Annotated in this window: 18 protein-coding genes, 1 tRNA gene and 1 pseudogene; 10 read left to right on the forward strand and 10 right to left on the reverse strand. The window is 38.6% G+C overall.

The window, feature by feature from the left end; translation table 11 throughout:
• Positions 1–3: 3 nt before the first annotated feature.
• The 6 genes from AC3M61_RS08440 to AC3M61_RS08465 all read right to left on the reverse strand — a co-directional run bounded on the left by AC3M61_RS08440 (position 4) and on the right by AC3M61_RS08465 (position 7,393).
• Complete coding sequence (locus tag AC3M61_RS08440; RefSeq protein ID WP_500780425.1) at positions 4–681, reverse strand: class II aldolase/adducin family protein; 678 nt, start codon at positions 679–681, stop codon at positions 4–6.
• A gap of 61 nt (positions 682–742) precedes the next feature.
• Positions 743–1,798 carry a galactokinase gene (locus tag AC3M61_RS08445; RefSeq protein WP_500780452.1) on the reverse strand — a complete coding sequence of 352 codons (1,056 nt, stop codon included), beginning with the start codon at positions 1,796–1,798 and terminating at the stop codon, positions 743–745.
• Between the two features lie 16 nt (positions 1,799–1,814).
• Positions 1,815–2,768 carry a galactose-1-phosphate uridylyltransferase gene (galT, locus tag AC3M61_RS08450; RefSeq protein ID WP_500780426.1) on the reverse strand — a complete coding sequence of 318 codons (954 nt, stop codon included), beginning with the start codon at positions 2,766–2,768 and terminating at the stop codon, positions 1,815–1,817.
• A 23-nt stretch (positions 2,769–2,791) separates the two neighbouring features.
• On the reverse strand, positions 2,792–4,459 hold the full coding sequence (locus AC3M61_RS08455) for a glycoside hydrolase family 36 protein (RefSeq protein ID WP_500780427.1): 1,668 nt from the start codon (positions 4,457–4,459) through the stop codon (positions 2,792–2,794).
• Between the two features lie 31 nt (positions 4,460–4,490).
• A complete protein-coding gene (locus tag AC3M61_RS08460) occupies positions 4,491–5,489 on the reverse strand; it encodes a LacI family DNA-binding transcriptional regulator (protein WP_500780428.1) in 999 nt (332 codons plus the stop codon).
• 29 nt (positions 5,490–5,518) lie between these two features.
• On the reverse strand, positions 5,519–7,393 hold the full coding sequence (locus tag AC3M61_RS08465) for a beta-galactosidase (RefSeq protein ID WP_500780429.1): 1,875 nt from the start codon (positions 7,391–7,393) through the stop codon (positions 5,519–5,521).
• Positions 7,394–7,673: 280 nt separating this feature from the next.
• Here AC3M61_RS08465 and AC3M61_RS08470 point away from each other — a divergent pair, with 280 nt between their 5' ends.
• Both AC3M61_RS08470 and AC3M61_RS08475 read left to right on the forward strand, forming a co-directional pair.
• Positions 7,674–8,912, forward strand: coding sequence for an MFS transporter (locus AC3M61_RS08470; RefSeq protein WP_500780430.1), 1,239 nt, complete (start codon positions 7,674–7,676; stop codon positions 8,910–8,912).
• A 165-nt stretch (positions 8,913–9,077) separates the two neighbouring features.
• Positions 9,078–11,612 (forward strand): adenosylcobalamin-dependent ribonucleoside-diphosphate reductase, encoded by a 2,535-nt coding sequence (locus AC3M61_RS08475; protein WP_500780431.1) that lies wholly within the window; start codon positions 9,078–9,080, stop codon positions 11,610–11,612.
• A gap of 73 nt (positions 11,613–11,685) precedes the next feature.
• On the opposite strand, the gene AC3M61_RS08480 is transcribed toward AC3M61_RS08475, so the two are convergent.
• From AC3M61_RS08480 to AC3M61_RS08490, 3 genes are all read right to left on the reverse strand, one after another.
• Positions 11,686–12,330, reverse strand: a complete 645-nt coding sequence (locus AC3M61_RS08480) for a redox-sensing transcriptional repressor Rex (protein ID WP_500780432.1) — start codon at positions 12,328–12,330, stop codon at positions 11,686–11,688.
• A 166-nt stretch (positions 12,331–12,496) separates the two neighbouring features.
• Positions 12,497–13,138 carry a lactate utilization protein gene (locus AC3M61_RS08485; protein WP_500780433.1) on the reverse strand — a complete coding sequence of 214 codons (642 nt, stop codon included), beginning with the start codon at positions 13,136–13,138 and terminating at the stop codon, positions 12,497–12,499.
• A 71-nt stretch (positions 13,139–13,209) separates the two neighbouring features.
• Positions 13,210–13,287, reverse strand: a tRNA-Asp gene (locus AC3M61_RS08490).
• Between the two features lie 302 nt (positions 13,288–13,589).
• Between AC3M61_RS08490 and AC3M61_RS08495 the strand changes: the two genes are divergently transcribed.
• From AC3M61_RS08495 to AC3M61_RS08530, 8 genes are all read left to right on the forward strand, one after another.
• The gene (locus AC3M61_RS08495; RefSeq protein WP_500780434.1) at positions 13,590–13,877 is read left to right on the forward strand and encodes an NAD(P)H-dependent oxidoreductase subunit E; all 288 of its coding nucleotides are present in this window, start codon (positions 13,590–13,592) and stop codon (positions 13,875–13,877) included.
• Between the two features lie 6 nt (positions 13,878–13,883).
• Positions 13,884–15,578, forward strand: a complete 1,695-nt coding sequence (locus tag AC3M61_RS08500) for a [Fe-Fe] hydrogenase large subunit C-terminal domain-containing protein (protein WP_500780435.1) — start codon at positions 13,884–13,886, stop codon at positions 15,576–15,578.
• Positions 15,565–16,704: a SpoIIE family protein phosphatase gene (locus tag AC3M61_RS08505; RefSeq protein WP_500780436.1), complete on the forward strand. Its 1,140-nt coding sequence runs from the start codon at positions 15,565–15,567 to the stop codon at positions 16,702–16,704. Before AC3M61_RS08500 ends, AC3M61_RS08505 begins: the two co-directional genes overlap by 14 nt.
• A gap of 213 nt (positions 16,705–16,917) precedes the next feature.
• The gene (locus tag AC3M61_RS08510) at positions 16,918–17,511 is read left to right on the forward strand and encodes a hypothetical protein (protein ID WP_500780437.1); all 594 of its coding nucleotides are present in this window, start codon (positions 16,918–16,920) and stop codon (positions 17,509–17,511) included.
• 80 nt (positions 17,512–17,591) lie between these two features.
• Entirely contained in the window at positions 17,592–18,263 is a 672-nt protein-coding gene (locus AC3M61_RS08515) for a hypothetical protein (protein ID WP_500780438.1), read from the forward strand.
• Positions 18,260–18,802, forward strand: a complete 543-nt coding sequence (locus tag AC3M61_RS08520; RefSeq protein WP_500780439.1) for a hypothetical protein — start codon at positions 18,260–18,262, stop codon at positions 18,800–18,802. The genes AC3M61_RS08515 and AC3M61_RS08520 overlap by 4 nt, the downstream gene beginning before the upstream one ends.
• A 24-nt stretch (positions 18,803–18,826) precedes the next feature.
• The gene (locus tag AC3M61_RS08525) at positions 18,827–19,816 is read left to right on the forward strand and encodes a sensor histidine kinase (protein WP_500780440.1); all 990 of its coding nucleotides are present in this window, start codon (positions 18,827–18,829) and stop codon (positions 19,814–19,816) included.
• Positions 19,817–19,834: 18 nt separating this feature from the next.
• Entirely contained in the window at positions 19,835–20,557 is a 723-nt protein-coding gene (locus tag AC3M61_RS08530; RefSeq protein WP_500780441.1) for a LytR/AlgR family response regulator transcription factor, read from the forward strand.
• Positions 20,558–20,711: 154 nt separating this feature from the next.
• On the opposite strand, the pseudogene AC3M61_RS08535 reads toward AC3M61_RS08530, so the two are convergent.
• A pseudogene (locus tag AC3M61_RS08535) lies at positions 20,712–20,844 on the reverse strand (IS110 family transposase); the annotation flags it as partial.

Genomic DNA, 20,844 nt, shown 5'->3' on the forward strand with positions numbered 1-20,844 from the left:
AGGTTATTTTTGTCTATACGACTTGAGGTATTTTTCTCTCAGTAACTTCGCATGTTCATCTGGGAGAATAGAAACTGTTCCAACTCTGAGAGCTTCTACGTAAATTTGTGCAGTTTTTTCTGCAACGAGTGTTGCAATGAAAGCTTCTTGGAGATTTTCACCCACGGTCACAAGACCGTGGTTTCTTAAAAATACACAATGGTTATTTCCAAGAGCTTTCACGGCGTTCCGTGCGAGTTCTTCGGTCCCTGGAAGTGCGTATTCTGAAACAAAAAGACGTTCACCAAGAATCATTACAGCATCCTCAACAATTGGGGGAATCTCTTTTAAAGTCACTGAGACTATTGTAGAATAAACAGGATGTGTGTGTATTATCGCATGAACATCTGCTCGCTTTTCGTAAATCTCAATATGCAAAGGTAGTTCTGAAGAGGGTGTTAACTCACCGTAGACTTTCCTACCCTCGTTGTCCACAACTGTTATGTGCTTTGGTGTTAACTTGTCATATGGAAAACCAGATGGTGTGATGTAAACGTATCCACCATCTCGGACACTGATGTTTCCCCAAGTGCCTTTCGTAAGCCCTTCTTCTGAAACCTTACGGGCATAATTCACTATCGATTCAGCGATGTCGTAATTGAAGGAAAAGATTTTCGCATTTCTCTTTGTTTTATCTGCCATTCATTAAACTCCTTTCGTATCATTCGGATTGTCCCTATTGTCCGAAAGTCCCTAAGTATTCTCAGAGAGCTCTAAAAACTCCATTGCTAGTCTCTACGTTAAGAAGTGTTGGCAAAATGCCAAATTTAATTCTGTAAGCTTCTGAAATTTTTTCAAAAATGCTTTCAAAATTTCCCTTCACTAACGTTATGATACTTCCTCCAAAGCCTGCTCCAACTATCCTTGCACCTAAAACATTCGAGTACTCACGTAACTTTTCGATAAGGAAATCAATCTCTTCGCAAGAAACTTCGTAATTGTCTTTGAGACTGTAATGTGATTCGTACAGATACTTTCCAACCAAAACCAGGTTGTCATCCTCAAGTGCCGATAGAGTCTTTAAAACCCTCTCATTCTCTGTAACAACATGCAGTGCCCGCTTTTTCAAAACAGGGTCTTGAATCTTTTCGATATCTTCGAGAGTAACTTCCCTAAACGATGGTTTCCTGAGCGCTTGCAGTGCAAGTTCGCACTCATGTCGTCTTTTATTGTATTCAGACGAACCAAGCTCATGCTTAACTCCAGAGTTAATGAGGTAAAGCTTGGTATCATCGAGCCGAAGAGGTACGTATTTATACTCTCTTGTCATGGTATCTATAAAAAGTGCATGGTCCTCTTTCGAAAGTGCAACGGCGTACTGGTCCATTATCCCACATCGAACACCAACGAAATCAACCTCACATTCGTGGGCAATCTTTGCAAGTTCTTCACGGTCAATCTCAAATCCCATCATTTGAGAAATAGCATACCCCGCACCAACTTCCAAAGCGGCAGAGCTTGATAATCCCGCTCCCATAGGAAGGTCAGAATCAATATGCATTGTGAACGGCTTAACTTCGTATCCATGTTCTCTAAGCTTCTGAACCATCCCTATTACGTAATCAGCCCAGGAATTTGTTTTTGTGGGGGCATCAAACTCTATTCCTTTCTTCAACTGGTGTGAGAAAATTTTAAACTTTTTCGATGGTTCTATTTCAATTTTTACATACCTTTTTATAGCAAATGGCAGGACAAAGCCGTCGTTATAATCAGTGTGTTCTCCAATAAGATTTGCACGTCCCGGTGAATAAACCACTATTTTTTGGTCTGCCATATCACAACTCAACCTCCACATTCCTGAGTTCTTTTGCCGCTTCTTCTGGAATTTTTGGGTTTATGAACGCCCATGTTCCGGTTTCAACACTTGCCATCCACTTAATTTTGTCTTTGTCTCGTTTTACAGGGTTAAACTCAATATGGAAATGGAAAGCGTGTGAGTAGCTCACATCATTGACTGGTGCTTGGAAAAGCATCATCATGTATGGGAACGCTTGTTTGAAAAGTAAGTCATATTTCATTGTAACAACTTTTAGAGCCTTTGCCAAGTGATATCTCTCGGTGTTTGTAAGTTCTACAAGAGTACTTACGTGCCTTTTGGGATATACATGGACTTCGTAGGGCCAGCGTGCATAAAACGGAACAAGTGTGATAAATGATTCATTCTCGTAGATTATCCTCTCTTTTAATTTTACCTCATTATCAACAATATCACAAACTGCACAAGTACCGTTTTCGTCGTAGTATTGAGATAAAGCCTGCAGTTTTGCTTCTATACGCTTTGGAATGAATGGAAAGGCATATAATTGTCCATGTGGATGTGGAAGGGTTGCTCCTACTTCCTTGCCCCTGTTTTCAAAAATGAAGACGTATTTGATAAACCGGTTTTGTGATAAGTCAAGGTATCTATCAACCCACATTTGGATTAGTTTTTCGATTTGGTGAATAGGCATCATGCTCATAGCACTTTCGTGTTCAATTGTATAAACAACAACCTCGCATTTTCCGTTTGAACGTGCCTTTCTATATATACCCGTGCTTTGGACCTCTGGAGCATCTAACTTCATTGAAGGATATCTGTTATCAAACGAAACCAAATCGTACTCTGTTTCGAACTCATCACCACCAGGACAAAGTGGACAGAAATTCGTTGGATTTGTAGGTCTTGCTTGCGTGTATGCTGAAACCATAACCCATTCTCCAGTGAGCAGATTCCATCTTCGTTCCATCATCGCTTATCACCACCTTTACTCTTTTATTTATTGTTTTCCCTATAGTAATTAAAGGTCCTACCATCTGCTCTTTTTTCAACCACTTTTGACAGCTCAATCCTTGGCGTATCATAGTTGACCCTGTATTGCAAATTTGCAAGGTCCTCTATAACGAGTTCATCACAACCGTTGATACCACAACTTGTGATTTTGTATCTTCCATTCATCAAACCACTGACTTTGAACCTTCTACGACCGTAGGTCTTGTACTTTTTAACCAAGGTCCACAAATTCTTATCAATTTCGTAGGAGAGGTTATCACTCTGTATTATCATATTATCCAACAAGAGTGATGTAATAGTGTAAAGTTCTCTATGCGCATCACTAAGCTGTGTATCTTCCTTTCTCACCATAAGACAGTCAGGGTCGTTCCACCAAAGTATGTTGTTCATAAAGTTGCGTGTAATAACGTTCCTTAGAGCGTAATACGCATTTGGATAGCCTATATCTGGTCCATTTGGGTCCCAGAATGGTGCCGTGTCAGCGCCGATTCTCATACCGTCAACTAAACCAACACTTGGTAGAAGGGGAGCACCACATCCAAGAACAAACGAATTTCCTACAGCTTCTCGAATAACTTTCAAACCCCTTCTATACGCTTCTACTGGCGAAACATTATGTGCATACCTCTTCCCTTGAATTGCTCCAGCAAAAAGAAAATCAATCTTAAAATAATCGAACCCATTCACTTTTAAACCAACAAAGAGGTTTTTTAACCACTCCACAGCTTCAGGATGCGTTGTGTCAAGGGCGTAAATCCTTTTATTCCAGTTTTCATACGCAACAACGGGTACACCGCTTTCGTCTTTGACCACCCATTCAGGGTGGTTTCTGAACACACTCGATGTTTCCGAAATGCTGAACGGGGCAAGCCAAATTCCTGGCTTGTAGCCATATGATGCTATTTTATCTGCAACCTCTTTTAGGCTTGGGAACTTCTCGTTAGGTTCCCAATCACCAATATCAACTTCCCATGCATCATCTATTTGGAAGACTTCGTATCCCAAATCGAGCTCTTTAGACTTCTCCAAATCGGAAATCATCTTTTCATAATTGAAGTCAAGATAGTATTGATACCAGCTCGACCAACCAACCGGGTTGTGTGATGAAAATGTAATGTTGTTTTCCTTTGCAATAAGTTCGGCATAGTATGTGAGTCCATCATCAGGGTTCAAATTGATTACCAAAATAGGTTCTATAGGTGTCCATTCATCGAACATCTTGCCAAAATACCTTATATGGACGGATACTGTATCATCAGACAACTTGAAATAAACATGACCAATCTCGGATTTAAGCGCTCCTATTACGAAGGTATCCGAAGCTAAGAAATAATCGCTGATAAGGTTATCAAAATAAACTTCCGGCATAATGGATGCACTGAAACCAAATTTTCCAATTAGGTCCTTTGGGAAATTCAATTTAAAATCCTTTGTTATAACCCTTGCAGGTCCCCATGACTGCCAGTTATTGGCAAGTACCCTATCTAGTCTTGGGAAAGAGAATAGTTCAACATCGTCCACTATTCCTTTTATTTCTCCCGAAATCTTGTAACCAGCCGGAATTTTACGAACATCTAATATCATTTCATATCCATCAGACTTGCGGTAACCCATTATCTTCCTTATTTCCGATAAGTTTTGGATATACATACAAGGGTTCACTCCTTTCTCCAAAAAGATTTCACGTTGTTTCCCTTACAACGAGTTCAACATCCAGGACCTGTCTTTTGTTTACAAATTCTTTTCTTTTTATCATTTCGTAAAGCAGTTCAAACGCCTCTTCTCCTTCTTTTTGCTTATCTATGCGAACTGTCGTCAGTCTCGGTTGAATAAAATGCGCAAATGCTATATCATCGTATCCTACAACCGACACATCGTCTGGAATAGAGTAACCTTTTTCGCGAAGTGCTTGCATTGCGCCAATTGCAGAAATATCGTTAAAGCAGAAAACTCCATCAAAATTAAGTCCGGATTCTATGATATCAAGCATCTTTTTATACGAATTCTCAACACCTTCTTCGACTTCAAAGACATAACTTTCGTCAAATGGCAACATATGTTCATGGAGAGCTCTTCTGTATCCTTCAAGCCTCATACGAGCAACGGATTTGTATAAGTATCCGCTAAGGTATACGATTTTCTTCCTACCTTTCTCAATCAAGTGACTTACCGCCAAATAACTTCCCTTGACATCGTTACTGTAAACCTCTGGAACTTCAATGTCGTCGAAGTGAACACCAAGGATAACAAAAGGCACGGCGGATTTTATAAGTAGTTGTATATCCTCGCTTTTTTCTTGCGTGGGTGAAATGATAATCCCATCTACCCTCCAGCTGAGCATAGTTTTTACCGCGTCTTCCTCTAAGTTGTAATCTTTTTCTGTGTTCATAAAAATAACGTTGAAACCTCGTTTTCTGGCAGCCATTTCTATTGACTTGAGCACCTCTGAGTAAAATGGGTTCGAGCTGTCCTCCAAAATCACACCTATGACTTTGGTCAACCCATATCTCAAAGACGTTGCAGTTGCATCCTTTATATACCCAAGCTCTCTCGCTACTTTCAAGACCTTTTCTTTTGTTTCTTTGTTTATATCCGGCTTATTATTAAGTGCTCTTGAAACTGTATTTATCGATACACCAGCCGCCTTGGCAACATCACGTATCGTTACAAACTTTTTCAAACTCAACACCTCCTAATTAAGCTAATCTTTCAACCAACGAACCTAAATTCGAATGGTTTCAAAATATGCAAGCTTCCGTCAATATACACCTTGTTCTCAGTTGGTAATGTGTTCAGAACACCTGTCAGTTCTTTACCATCTCGTTCTACACTCACCAACTCGTATCCTTTACCTAAGACCCTGGGCTTCAGATTTTCTGACAGTAATAATTTCCAACCATTCTCATCAAGGACAGAAGCTACATAATAACGGTTATTTTTAACTGTTACAAGTGGGGCTCCATTCTCAAAACTGCCGATAACTTTCGCGTCCAAAACTTCGAGCTCATCTTTCCAGAATAAAGTCGTAACACATTGAGAGAAGAGATACCCTTTTTCTTTCTTGATTCCACCAAAATCAACTACTTCAATCCCAAATTCATCGATAAGATGCCACGGCATTCTCTCAGTTAGCCAATTATACTTATCCTTTATTGATGACATTGCCGTGAGATAAACTGGCCCCCCAAACTTTTTGATTTTCTCAATGAATTCTTCGGAAATATGAGAAGCATAAGGAACTATCAATACATTGTACCCTTCAACCTCATCCTCATTAAACACGAACTCTGCGTTGTATCCAAGGTTCTTAACTGCTTTGTAAATATCTACAATCGCGTTCCAATACTTAAAGTTTCGATTCAGATGGTTTATTCTGTGAATCCACTCATTTTCGTAGTCAAAGTAAATAGCCACCTCGGGTTTTGGAGTGATGACCCCCGGCGTTTGACTTTTCACTTTTGAATAAGCTTCTAACCGTTTTGTTGGTCTTCCATAGTAGTCCAACAACCCGGCATGGTATTGTTCAGCCCCAAACCGAATCTGATCGAAACGGAACGGCATTACCCCCATTGCCCCATTTAAATACGCCTGTTTAGTCCACATTGCAAGATATTCGGATTCGTAGTTTTCGTTAACTTGCCTCCAATTCACCCTCGCTGGCTGTTGTTCAATAACCAAAAATGGTTGGTGCTTCAAAGACCTCATTAGCGAATGGTTTGCTGACTGTCTTAGCGGGTCGTATTCTTCTGTTGCTATATAATTATCCCAAGAAACGAAATCAACGTATTTTGCCATCTTTCGATAGTCCAAATCCATGAAATCTACCATAAAGTTGTGAGTTATAAGCTTTGAGGAATACTTTCTGATTATTTCAACTTGACTTTTTAAGAAACGTATGGAACTGTCAGACATGAATCTATAGATGTCGAGCATCTGGTGGGGATTCTCAAATGTTGGTGTGTTTGTTGGAAAGACAATCTCATCCCAGCTGTTGTATGTTTGACTCCAGAACACTGTTCCCCAATGTTTATTCAAATTCTCTATAGTGCCATACTTTTCTTTTAGCCATTCGCGAAACGAAACAAGGTCTTCGTTGGTGAAGCTGTACGTCGTGTCATGACATCCGAATTCATTATCAATTTGCCATACATCAATTGTATCACCATACCTGGATGCATATTGCTCAACAATTCTTAAGGCGTATTCAAGATATGCTTTCGAGTTCGGTGAGTAATGCCTTCGACTTCCGAACCCCCTAACTCTACCATTCCAGTCAACTGGGAGGATTTCTGGATATTTACTCACAAGCCAAGCGGGAGGAGTCGCAGTCGGAGTCCCCAAGATTATCTTGATACCATTTTCAGAGAGTAGTTCTATTGCTTCATCAAGTAAAGAAAAATCAAACTCCCCATCCCTTGGTTCTACAACACTCCACATGAACTCACCTATCCTCACCCACTCAATGCCATAAACCTTCATCAACTCAACATGTTTTTTCCAAAACGACTTGTCCCAATGTTCTGGGTAGTAGTCTGCACCGTAAATGTCCATTTGCAAAACCTCCTTGAAATTTATGTTATTCATGAATTTACCCCTACTTTTCCAAAACGCTTCCAGCCTCTTCCATCTACAATGTTCTGTTAGCCGTTTCGGTAACGTTACCGACATCCTAATGCTATTTAATCAAATATTTTTGAGATTTCAAACCATCAATATCGACAAATTTTGTTGATTAACGGAATCTATTTGCTGTATACATACTAAATCTTCACTAATTAACGGAATACTTGTTTGAAATCTGTAAAAACCAATGCTACAATGGTTCGTGAAACGAATTAATTCATCTTTAGGTGGGGTAATACTCATGGCAAGGATCATGAACCCGTATCGAGCTCTTAAAAACAAACACTATCGGAATTTTTGGTCTGCCCAAAGTATTTCTTTAATTGGCACATGGATAGATACAACCCTAAGAGGCTGGGTGGCTGTTAATTTATTTTCAGAAGATAAAGCCGCAGGTTTCATAGGGCTTATAGCTTTTCTTAAAGGTTTTCCATCGGTTTTCTTTTCACCAGTCGCTGGGGTTTTAATAGACTGGTTCGGACCTAAAACCATACTACTTTACACTCAGCTTTTGGATGCCGCTAACGCTTTCTTCATGGCTTACCTTGTTTGGAAGGGTCTGTTAAGTCCTTTCTTTTTGCTCTTCCTCAGTCTTATGATGGGAATTACGAGCGGTTTTTACCTTCCATCAAGGAACACATTTATATCAAACATCGTTCCGAAAGATATGCTCCCAAATGCGCTTGCGTTACATTCAATGATTTTTAACGTTGCAAGGATGGTAGGACCAACAATTGCAGGTTTTGTTGTAAAGTTTTATGGTTTGGAGTTTGGGTTCATAGTCAACGCTATTTCATTTTTACCGTTGATAGTTGTACTTTTACTGATTCCAGACAACCACGCTAAAACATACAGTAATTTGAGTTTTAAAAAGTTCTTTGAAGACCTTATAGAAGGCTTTCGTTATGTATCAACAAACTCTGTATTAATTAATACATTCGTAGGGTTAACGATGTATTCTCTTTTCGGAATGCCATTTGGCATGTTGATGCAAGCTTTTGTCAAAAGTGTGGTGAAATCAGATATACTTGGTTACGGATTAATTATGGGGATGATGGGTGTAGGTGCTTTCGTTGGTGCCAACATAGTAGCATCTGTAAATCCTGAACGCTTAATAAAGTTAAGGGAAGAGTTTTTGCTAGTTGTAATCGGAGCAAGCATTCTAATTGCTTCCATCAAACCTGCTTTGACACCTTATGCAGCATTCTTGATAGGTGCTTGCCAGTCTTCGTTCTTTAACATCACAAATAGTAGAACACAGCTGTTGTCTCCTTCAAATATGAAAGGTAGAACTATATCTCTGTATTCGTTTATCAACACCGGCGGTTCACCAACTGGAACCTTTATCTTGGGAATGTTGGGCAATTTCATAGGGGTCAGAAATGTTTACATCCTCTCGGGTCTAATATTGCTCTTCTTTGCGATTTCAAAACTCTTTCCGTTAGTCAACCTTTCAAAAGAGCCAAAAAATTTCCAATAGAGCCCGCTAAAGAGGATTAACCTGCTATCTCTCCTTCGCGCTCACCGAAAAGAAAAATCTACAATTCGTTGTATACTATTGCAGTTAAACCACAAGATGTGGTATAATATACCTCGCTAGAGTGTGGAAGAGATGCTATAGTGAATGTTGGGGAGGGAAAGTTTTATGTCTATCGTTTATGGTGCATTGAATAAGTTTATCGACTATTGGAAAAACGTTGAACCATCGAAAAACGCCTACAAAATACTTTCTGAGCGGTATTTTCTAAAAACCCCTTCTGGTGAGTATCTTGAGACCAAGTGGGCTGATATTTGTCGTAGGGTTGCACGCGTAATTGCAACGGCGGAATTGGTGAACAATCCAGCCTTGGAAAGTAAAAGTGACAGCGAAAAGCTGGACGAAGTTAAATTCTGGGAAGAAACATTCTACAACTTTTTACTCTCAAGGATATTCATCCCAAACAGTCCTACTTTGTTTAACGCCGGTATGGGTGTCAGGCACGAACTACTGTGGAAACCTATTGAACAAATGACTCTTGAAGATTACTGGGAAATTTACAATTCAAGAAACCATCTCCATATGCTTTCTGCATGTTTTGTAGTTCCAGTTGAAGATAGTATAGAGGGCATATTCGATGCGGTTAAAGAATACGCACTAATTACCAAAGCTGGTGGTGGTATCGGTAGTAACTTCTCGAGGTTGAGACCCAAAGGAAGTTTTGTTGCGGGAACACATGGGCAAGCAAGTGGTCCTGTTTCATTCATGCATGTTTTCAACTCAGCAGTTGGTGTTGTCGAACAAGGCTATAGAAGACGTGGTGCTCTGATGGGAATTCTGAATATCGACCATCCGGACATCGAGGAATTTATCACTGCAAAAGAAGGTAACGATGGAGAGAAAGTATTGAAATTCTTCAATATATCGGTTGGAATAACGATGCCCAGGGAAGAGCTGTTGAGACTCTACATGGAAGATGGAGAAATTGAACTGAAGCACCAAAAATGTAATGCTACAAAAAAAGTAAAGGTCCGAGAGTTAATTAAGAAAATGGCTAAAAATGCTTGGAAAACAGGAGACCCAGGGTTAGCATTCCTAAGCGAGATGAACAAATATTACGCTATGTATCCAGAAATGGTTATTGAGAGTACCAATCCATGTGGCGAAATTGGACTTGCGCCATATGAAGCTTGTAACTTAGGTTCTATTGATGTTGCGAAGTTCTATCTGGATGGAAGATTCGATTGGGAAGCATTTGGTGAGGCAACAAGACTTGCTGTCAGATTCCTTGATGACGTAATAGATGTGAACGTTTTCCCACTGGAAAAGATTACAAAGGCAGTAAAAGATAGCAGAAGAATAGGTCTTGGTATCATGGGATTTGCAGACTTACTCTACCTATTAGACATACCGTATGATTCTCCAGAAGGAAGGCAATTTGCAGCGGATATGACTGCATACATGGCGATACAAGGTCATAGTGAATCGAACAGGTTGGCACATGAAAAAGGTAACTTCCCGTTGTTTGAAAAGAGTAGATACTATCGTGAAGAAGGGTTTGCTCCATTTGCTATGGGTATGAGCAAATTTGACGATGAGTTAAAACAAGTTCTTTCAGAGTCAAAGTACGGTAAGCGTAACGTTGCGGTCTTAACTATAGCCCCAACTGGTTCAATATCAAACATCGCAGACACAAGTAGTGGATTGGAACCAAACTTCCTCCTTGCGTATGTCAGGTATATGAACAAACACGATGGTGGAAAAGAAGCGTTGTTCTACGTCAACAAAATCCTCGAACAAAAACTTGACAAGGAGATATTGGAACGGATTAAAGATAGGTTAGTGGAAAAAGGTTCCCTCAAAGATATACCTGAAGTGCCAGAACACATTAAAAGAGTTTTCGTCACTGCCATGGATATATCACCTATGGACCATTTGTTGATGCAGGATGCGTTCCAAAGGTATGTTGATAACAACATTTCAAAGACGATAAATATGCCAAATAGTGCTACTGAAGAAGATGTTTTGAATATATACCTCGAAGCGCTGAAACTGAACATCCGTGGATTGACCATATACCGCGATGGTTCATTGCAAACGCAAGTACTTACCTCAGCGAAGAACTTGAAAACGAAAGATGCACCAAAGGTTCAATTCTTCGTGCTTGATGAAAAGCACAAATTGAGACCTAAACCAAGAAAGGATACATTAAGAAGCGTTACAAGAAAATTCAAAACCGATTCAGGTACCACATATATCACTGTTAGCTTTGATGACAACGGAGAAGCTGTTGAAATATTCTTGTCCAACGGAACTGAACTTGCGGAAGCGATTGGAAGACTTAGTTCAATTGCCTTGAGGGCGGGAGTATCAGCCGAGGAAATTCTTGAACAATTAAGAAAGGTCAAAGGAACTTATACGCCTGCTCTGGCAAAAGAAATTAAGAACGCTATCGATGATTTTGTTGAACTCTGGGGTGAAACCCCAGCAGAAACTATCGATACATTTGTGATAGATGGAACCGCAAAAACAGCTGAAGAAATTGAGAAATTCGTTACTGCAAATGGATTACAATGGGCTGAAGGTTACTACGTTGATGCAGACGGTAACACATATTGTCCATCGTGTCTCTCGAAAAATAGTATTATCAAACAGGAAGGATGCACGAGCTGTAGAAAATGTGGCTGGAGCAAGTGTAGCTGATAACTGAACATTGGCAGCAACAAAAACCCCCCGTGTTGCTTATCAAAAGCTTCACGGGGGTGTTTTTTATTTTTCAGACTTGCTCTTCTTGTTGAATATTCACAGGCGAGCTTTTTAATATCATGTAAGCCAATGTTTCAAACGAGAGCGTTATATCAACATCTTCAATCGGTATATTGGTTCTCAGTTTTATTGGTGAGAAATTCACAATTCCTTTTATACCAGCTTCTTCAACCAGTTCTGCAACGTATTGAGCAGCACTTTCAGGAACCGCAATAACAGCCATTTCAATGTTAAGCTCTTTCACTTTCTGATTCAGTTCGCTGATATGGAAAACAGGTATTCCAGCTATCTTTTTACCAACTTTCTGCCTGTCGTTATCGAAAATAGCAACTACGTTGAATTTATGCTTTGCAAGTCCAGGGTAATTCGCAAGCGCACTACCCAGATTTCCAGCACCTATAATCGCGACATTCCATTCTTTATTCACGCCGATGATGTGCGCTATTTCCGAAATGAGTTTGCTCACGTTGTAACCAAGTCCACGTTTACCAAATTCTCCAAAGTACGATAAATCCTTTCTAACCTGACTTGGCTTAATGTTCAGTCTCTCTGCTATGTCCTGCGAAGATACAAAGTTTACACCTTCTTCTTTGTACCTTGCTAAACAACGATAATAGAGTCCTAACCTTCTGACCGTCGGTTTTGGTATTTTCATAATCGCTCCCCCTACTTTAGTTTCCATTATCCTGGTGAATTCGTTCATGTTATCCTTTTCACAATCAAATTTTACCACTTCTGTTTGTGAAGTGCAACATCATCAAAAAAACCAATTGATGAGAATTTTGACCTGTGTGGGAAAATTTCACAAATACATTCAAAAATCAAAGACCTGTTTCAAAAGTTGTTAATATTACTTTAATTCTGCCGGGGATTCTGGCAGAAGATTCAACCACGACAAAATAGTTACAAATTCTATCTGAATTGGTGCAGTCATAGCAAAATCCTTTCTGAGCACATGGAGTTGACAAGTTAAGTCGCTTACTGTTCATGGGTGAGATAAACCTCAATCTCTCACGCGCACCTTCTATATCCTTTACTACCTTGTTCACACTGGAAATAACTATTACATTTTTCGGTCCAAAAACAATCGCCGCTACTCTATTTCCATTACCATCCAGGAATACAAGCCTTCCATCTTCCGTGATAGCGTTAGCACCTGAGAGATAGTAATCAACTGTAAAAGCCTTTAATTCAAGCTCTTTACGCTCTTCGGGTGTTTTTGCTGCGTACCTGTCGTAGTATACGTATTTACCGTTTCTGAAGATATCCAAAACACCATTTTCAATCAACGTCAACGACCCGCCATTTGCAACTGTCGAACCTTCAGGCACAAGTTCACGAACTTTTTTTAATAGTTCTTCTTTGGAATTAACAATGTGAACTTCAAAATGCCTTCTTTTCATTTCTTTGGCAAGTCTTTCGGCAAGTGATTTATACTTCCAAAGGTAAAGTTTTTCACGCATACGAACACCTCCAAGGAAGTTTTAAAACTAAGAAAACAAAAACGGGACCTTTAAAAGGTCCCGTCTTCATTTGGCGGGGACGACGAGATTTGAACTCGCGGCCACCGGTGTGACAGACCGGCGTGCTAACCAGGCTGCACCACGTCCCCGTCTTCTTGCTTGAGCCAGCTTTTCACTGACCGTGGATAATTTTGCCATAATTTCCCGTTGTTGTCAATAGGGATTTTTATAACCTTTATGTTTACTCTGAAAATTAATTGTGAATTTTTATGATAGTGTTTTAAATAATTATTTCCGGAAATCAGTCAAGATGCGCTTCTCTATACTTCTTTTAGGTATTTTGAGTTACTTGACTATATGAAAGAAATGTTTTAAACTATATTGTGAAAGTAATCACGAATACATGAAAAGCACTAAATGTACTTCCCATTTCAAAGTGAGGGGACAAGCAATGAACAATTCAAAAAGTGATGAAACTAAACTTGTAGTTTACGTATGTTTAGGAAGTTCGTGTCATCTAAAAGGTGCATACAAGGTAGTTGAGAAGCTCAAAGAATCTCTTATCGACTCACGCATTGAACTACGTGGAAGTCTTTGCATGGGCAATTGCTCAGAAGGAGTTAACGTAAGGTTTGGTAATGAATGTTTTGGAAATATAAGCGTATCAAACGTGGAAAGTTTGATTGAGAAAATAAAGGAAAGACTTAGCGCGATAAATGGAAACGAAGAGAGTAGGTGAAAAGCAATGATAACAATGTCAAAAAGCCGGTATATCTTATCTGACAAAGCTAACTGCACATACTGTTACAAATGTCTCAGGAATTGTCCAGTCAAGGCTATTAGCTTCAAACAGGGGGAATCGTTTGTTATCGAAGAGGAATGTGTGCTTTGCGGAACTTGTGTCAATATATGTCCGCAAAATGCGAAGCAATACAGGAATGATGTCGAGAAGCTCTTAAGTCTTGTGAGGAAACCTTTTATTTTGTCAATAGCTCCTTCTTTCTATGCTTATTTCAAAGAACCTTTTAAAGTCTTGTCCTTGCTTAAACAATTAGGCTGTGTATATATCTCTGAAACCTCTGTTGGGGCAGAATACGTGTCAGAAGAGTATGCCAAGATATTCGCACAAAGCAATAAGCCTTTAATCACAACAGCGTGTCCTGTTGTTGTTGAACTTGTTGAGAAGTATTTTCCACAATATGCTGATTATCTGTTTAAAGTTAAGTCTCCTGCAAGTGTTCATGCCGAGTTTTTGAAACATATGTTCGGAGATTTACCAAAAGTTTTTGTTAGTCCGTGCATTGCAAAGAAAAAGGAACTTGAAGATGTGTTTGATGTGGTCTTGACCTTTGAAGAACTCGAAAATGGATTAGAAAAAATCTTTTACGAGAGTAACAATACTACCAAAGGGATAGCCACTTTGTTAGAAAATATGCCGGAAACTTATCCAGACCCGCCACATCCAATCAGAGCAAGGTTTTATCCATCCTCCAGAGGAGTTGTTGATTCAGCTGCTGCATATGTTGGGGAGAATTTCCCATATTACGTGCTTGAAGGTGTTGAAAACATAATAAATTTCTTTAAGACGTTCAATGGTTTCAACGAAAAGATATTTATTGAAGCATCTGCATGTGTCGGGGGATGTATTAACGGTCCCACTATGAAAAAGGAAGATAACATACTCTTACGGCGTTCAAGGTTACAAAACGCCATTCGAATTTTAGAAAAGTTAAATGTTAAGAAATTTGACAGGTTTTCGGTTCCTCTTGATTTGAAACGCACGTTGAAAATAAGAAAGGTGGAATACAATATACCCGAGTCAGAAATTGAACGGATTTTTGCAGAAATGGGAAAAACGAATCCAGAAAAGGTATTAGACTGCACTGGCTGTGGATATGAAACGTGTCGTGACAAAGCAATTGCCGTTGCCGTTGGTAAGGCAGAAAAGGAAATGTGTTTTGCATATTTAGTTGAAAAGGTTTCCTCCGTGAGTAACCTTGTTGTTGAGGAAACGCCAAATGCAATTGTGATATTCAAAGATTCAAAGATTTTGTATATAAACAATTCAGCAAGAGTTCTGTTTGCGAATTATCCGGAAGATATGATTATCAGTATTTGTCAAAGAGCGAAGGAAAGCTCAAACAGAATACATGAGCTTTACATTAATTCAAGAAAAGTTTATCTGTACCCGAAGGTCTTCGACTTACCAGACGATGGAGGCATAGTTGTTCTATTTGTAGACCTTACAGAGATGGTCCAACAAAGGGAACACATGAACGAGCTGAGAAGACGAACTATTGAAAAAATAGATGAGGTTTTGAACGAGCAGATGAAATTGGCTCAAGACATAGCAAGTCTGCTCGGCGAATCGATAGCGGAAACAAAATCTAGGTTCGCAGAATTCAAAAAATTCCTGGGGGAAGAAAATGTTGACAACTGAGATATATTACGCACAAAAGAACAAAGCCGGTGAAGAGGTTTGCGGTGATACGGTAAAATTTAAAAAGACCGAAGAAAAAACTGTTGTAAGTGTTTCGGATGGACTTGGTAGTGGAATAAAGGCAAGCATCCTTTCAACCTTGACTGCTTCCATGGCTACAACGATGGTCCTCAATGATGTGCCTATTTCTGAAGTCTTTTCGTCTATCATTTCAACACTTCCAACGTGTAAAGTTCGAGGAATAAGTTATGCAACACTTGCCACTTGTTATGTTAACCATGTGAGTGGAGATTGTCATATCTTTGAATACGATTTTCCTGTCGTCCTCTTCTACAGAGAAGGTGAGTTCGTTGAGCTTGAAAAGAAAGTGCACGAAATACAGGGTAGAAAAGTTCTCGAAAGCGGTATCCAAATTAAGCCCGGGGATATCGTCTTTTTGATGACAGATGGTATCTCGCAAGCGGGTATGGGAACTGTGAAGTATCCATTTGGTTTCGGAGTAGATAACATTAAAAAAGAACTGAAGAATTTACTCGATAACAAGGTTGATTTGCAGAGTATCACAAAACATCTTGTTAGACTTGCAGAAGCACTTGACAAAGGTACAAAAGGCGATGATGCAACCGTTTGTGCGATAAAAATCAGGGAGAGAAGAAATCTAACAATCATGGTTGGACCGCCTGAAAAGAAAGAGAATGACAAGATAGTTGTTGAGAAACTGATGAGTGGAGAAGGTAAAAAAGTGATTTGTGGTGGGACAACGAGCCAAATTGTTGAGAAAATACTTGGTAAAAAGGTGGAGATAGATTTCTCAAGTATATCGGAATATTCCCCACCTATAGGATACATGGACGGTGTAGACCTGGTTACTGAGGGAATAATCACTTTGACCCAGGTTTTCAGATACTACGAAAACCAAGATACAACTTTGGGAGTTGGTGCTCAGAAGCTTATCGATATGCTCGAAGAAGCCGATGTTATAACTTTCTTGGTTGGTAGGGCTATAAATCCCGCTCACCAAAACCCACTTTTTTCGCATGATATTTCTCTGAAATTTAGGCTTATTCATGATATCTCTCAAATACTTGAAAAGCGTGGTAAGGTTGTTAAGATAGAGTATTATTGATTCCCCATAAGATTTTTCGAAGTAACTATAGAAAGAGGCTAAAAAACAGCCTCTTTTTTTATTTACCGTCTAAGTTGTTCTGTTACTCCACGACATTGCATTTCGCACCAAGATTTTTACATTTTACGAAATTTCTGTTGTTCGCGTAGATTTTAGTGCGATAATATTTTTGTAAGTCTCAGATATTTAAATCTGTAAGAAGAGGTGAAAGAGATGGAGATAACATATAAGGAGATTATTGCAGGTGTGCTATTATTCACGTTTTTGTTTGTACTGCTCTTGCCAACAGATTTTATGACTTCAAAACGAGATTACTCAGGTACATTAATTAACATTCCAGTTTCAAATTCAATTCTTAACATATCCGGTGTAAATTTCAGTATACAGTTCGACGATGAGAAAGATGAAATTTTGTATGGCCCAAGTGAAAAAATCGATTTTTCTTCTGACACTGAAAAAACTGTACTAAACAGAGTCTCTGGAAGTTTAATAATTGGTACTAAGGCTCTCAAGAATGTTAATATTTCAGCCGTGGACGTTTTTATTACTGGTGTCTTAGATAATGTTTTTGTTGATATCTCTTCGGTAAACGTTACATCTAAGAATCTTTTAGTCAAAGGTCCTGCAAAGATAAAGATTTCTACGGCAACGATTAAGGGTGAATTATATATCAAGGAATTTTCATCTGATGGGAAAATCGAAATAATTGTTGATTCAGCATCAACAAACTTAGCGGTATACGTTAAAAAGGGGTACGAGAATAAAGTTACCGTTCAGGGCAGGAATATCGTTGTGAAAAGCTGGTAATCCAACAACGGACTCTACAATATAAGCTCTCTCAGACAGTAGATAATGAACGAACTTAAAAACTTGAGGAGGTGGATTGTATGAGGAAGAACATATTTTTGGCGGTTGTTTTATGGTTATCTTTGGTAGGTATCGTCGGGTTTGCGTTTGATTTTGGTGGCGGTGGTCCTATGGTAGTTTACATTCCTGGTGGTACGCTGTTCGGGCTGAGGAACATAAACATTCCAATTATAGACTTTCCAGATTTTGCGGATGGTATAATTGCATTTGGTGGATATGGTTATGGTGGTGTTCCAGGTATGACTTATGGTGGCGGGTTTGGTTTTGGTGGAGAGAAAGAGGTCACAAAGGACGGAAAGAAGTACAAGATTGAAGTTGGTGGTGGATTTGGTGGCGGACTTAAAAATATCTCTTTTGGTAATGTTAGCTTGCTTGCAGGCGTGTATTTTGGAAGTATTGACATAATTCTTGGGAGAAAGGTAAATGAAAATAACACAAACGTTAGCAACCTCGAAGATGGAACTCTCGAAGGTTATCTTACCACTTCCATAGGTTATATCTCACTTGCGGCAAATTTAGCCGTTGCTATCAAAGTAACAAGTTTTATGCAACTTGAGGTTGGAACAATTGCAATTGGTGGATATTCACCAGACGGATGGCTTGTTAACGGTAAACCTCTGCAAGGATTAACACAATACAACAATTTCTTGCTGACATACGGATTCTACGGAGGAGTTGGATTTGGATTTTGATGAAATCTAAATCTTTGGAACCTTCAAAAGTCTTAAAAATGTTGTTTCTCCACATCTTAATTTGCACAATCTTTGCACACACACTTCTAACGTTTGGTTTTGCTTCGACTGTGGTTGAAGTTGCTAAGGAAGGTGCACTCACACTTGAAAAGAGTGCGAGTGCGCTCTTTCCTCTTAACATACTCTATTTCTACGTGGGTAGTGCACAACTTTCCAGAGCTGTGGAGCAAGAGCCATTTAATCTGGATATACGGATAATAAGGATGGAGGCATTTTTTAGATTTATTGATGCAAACCGGCTTGCTCAAGACATGATTATCGAAGATGGAGAGTTTCTGTTGTTGTTGAAGGAGAAATCAAAGATAGACTTGGAAACAGAAAAAAAGGTTGTCTACATGATAACTTATGCCTATGGAATGAAAAGGAATATTGTAAAATTTGCATTTTATTTTGAAAAGCTTCAAAATATGAAAGATTCAAAGACCTACGTTGAAGATTTGAAGAAGAGGTTTCCGAATATGGTTTTTAAAAACTTCTAATTTCTTTAGAACAGGAGAATATAAATGAAATGGAAAGTGAGTAGAAGAATTTCTGAATTTATCGTAGTCGAAATATCAATACTCATTCTCTACTTCTTTTTACTTAAATCAGTAGACTTCAAAGACTACTATACACCGTTTGTGCTATCTTTTGTGCTAATAAACTTATCTATCTTCTTATACTCTGTCTTTTCAAGAGTCTACAGAACGGAGAAAAGACTATCTAAGATATTGTTTTACTCCGTTATAAATATTGCATATTGCGTTGTGTTAAGTATATTTGTATCTGAGAGTATATTAAAAATCTCGTATTTCCAAAATAGCAAATTAGATATCCAAGACATATATTGGATAATGATTCTTTTAATATCAGTATCCGCTGCAAATTACCTCTCCGCTCTTAAGGAAAAGGTGAGAAGATTAGAATTGGAAAAGGAGCTGCAAAATCTTAACATGGAACTATTGAGTGCGAAGCTAAACCCACATTTTGTATTTAATACGTTCAACTTCCTCGCAGAAGCGCTTAGGCAAAACCCAGAGAGAGCTGAGGAATTCATTTTTAGAGTTTCCGATTATTACAGAGAAGTACTAAAATTTAAGAAACAATGGTCACTTTTGGAGGAGTTAGATTTCATAGAAAAGTACCTTGAAATACAAAGAGAAATGCTTCTGCCAATTAGATTCGAATACAAAATAACAATTCAAGAGACAGTTAAAGATGTTATCATTCCTTCTGGTATTACTCAACCTGTTGTCGAAAATGCTATAAAATACGGTATTAAGATGAATTCCGGAGGAATTATAGAGATACGCGCAGGTTTAGAGAACAAGAATGTACGAATAGATATACTTAATACAGGAACCCCACAAAGAGAAATTAAACCAGAGCACTTTGGAACAGGACTTTCTATAGTTAGTCAACAACTGTCCTTTATTGAAGGTAAAATGTCGGTTAATGTGGAAAATGGTCTTACTATCTTTTCACTGCATATACCATTAATTAAAACGCACTGAAGCGAAAGGGGTGAACTAATGTTCACTTGTGGAATTGTGGAAGATGAGTCCATGTCGATGGAGCGAATTAAAAGGTTGCTTAACGAAATTGATAGTGACATTAAAATACTCTTTGAAGCTATTAATTGTGAAGAATTTATAAAAAAGGCGAATCTGCTTCAACCAGATGTACTATTTCTCGATATAAATGTTGGAGATAAACTTATATTTGATGTTCTTGGTAGTATAGAGTACGAACCACATATAGTATTTGTAACCGCCTATGATGAGTATACATTAAAGGCATTTGAAGAGGGAGCTATAGACTACGTACTTAAACCCATTTCCAAAGAAAGGTTGAGTAAGACTATTGAAAGATTAATAAAGTTGGGTTTGAAAAGACAAAAACCAGAGTACTACTTATCACAACTTTCAAAACTACCTGTAAAATACGGTGAAGAAATTTATCTATTAGATACCAATGATATTATCTACCTTGAAGCAGACAATAAAATTGTGCATATAGTAACAAAAGAAAAGGTATTTGAATGTGTAATGCCACTACACACCCTACTAACAAAACTTCCTTCGAAGGATTTTATTCAAGTCCACAAAAGCTATATTATCTCTATCAAAAACATTTCAAAGATCAAAAAATGGTTTCAAAATACATACATAGTCTTGATGAACAACGGCACTGAGATAAGAGTCTCAAGAAGTTATCAGAACAACTTCTTCAAAATATTAGGTCTTAAGGAATGAGCAATTCCAACCGTCCAATCGACGTTATCTTTCAACTTTTCGTTGATAAGGCCTACTTATATTGTGACATAACACGGCAGTATTTTTTTCGGTTGTTTAGTTTCATACTAACACCTCGGGTCAGCAATCGATATACTTTGCTATGTACTAGGAGTCAACTATGTAAAATTAAATTTTGAGTAGAAGACGAAAATGTATGATCAATATGGAATTTCTCTCGCTTTTTCATCATAGCAAATATTGTCCTTAGCAACTTGTGTGCTACACTCATCATCGCTTTTTTGTAT

The sequence above is a fragment of the Fervidobacterium sp. genome, from assembly GCF_059913585.1.